Consider the following 877-nt stretch of genomic DNA (forward strand, 5'->3'; position numbering starts at 1 on the left):
TATTTGTTGCCATTCAAGGTTGATGATGTTCGAGCGTCTTAAGCCTGTTGCCAGTGCAAATTCAACAACAGACTTTAATGGCTCCGGACATTCATCAATCAGCCTTTGTGCTTCATGGGGCTCCAGCCAGCGGATCCGTTTATTCTTTGGTTGAGGCACTTTAATAATTGGTGCCTTATCCAGCATTTTCCATTCACGCTCTGCGGCTCTTAGTAGGGCCTTTATAAATGAAAGATGCGTAGCCTTCGTTGCAACGGACGCTGGTTTTGGCGTGTATTCTGGAACAGGTTTCCCTTTTTTTCTGCATGATTCTGCCCTGAGTTTCCAGTTTTCCTCATGACGCCGGTTCGTCATTTTCTGCATTGCTGAATAAATTTTTGATTCAGTAATGTCTCTTAGTTGTATTCCTGCGAAATGTTGAAGCCAGAATCCGATCCGGCTTTTGTCATCGTCCAGTGATTTTTTATGTGCTTTCTCTTCAAGCCACCTGACACACGCTTCCTCGAACGTTATATCAGGTATTTCACCAAGTTTGCTGACCCGCCATGCTTCAGCCTTTAGCTTGTCATGGAGTTCTGTCGCCTGCCTTTTGTCCTTTGTTCCAAGAGACTGTTTAAATCTTTTACCGTTCGGCAATGTGAAACTGGCGTACCATATTTCACCTCTGCGGAAGAGTGACATTTTCTTTCCTCTGTTATGCCATCACCCGCGCTCACCTGGACAGTATGCAGCGGAGACTGAAGAGCCGCAATGCAGGCTTGTCGTGTTGTGAGGTAAGGAGATTTATTCTTAGTGGGATCTTTGAGGTAGCCTGAGTTTAACGGACACTCCTTCCTGAAATAGAATGGCATCAGAAGGAGCTAATAATGAGCAGAAA

The 877-nt window shown here is 45.2% G+C and carries 1 protein-coding gene; it reads right to left on the minus strand.

Annotation, left to right across the window (positions count from 1 at the left end; genetic code table 11):
* The coding region (locus ABZJ92_RS22010; RefSeq protein ID WP_146676885.1) for a tyrosine-type recombinase/integrase at nucleotides 1-681 on the minus strand (681 nt) is incomplete at its 3' end.
* Nucleotides 682-877: the final 196 nt, after the last annotated feature.

Source organism: Shigella sp. FJ200513 (assembly GCF_040495915.1).
Lineage (GTDB): Bacteria > Pseudomonadota > Gammaproteobacteria > Enterobacterales > Enterobacteriaceae > ECMA0423.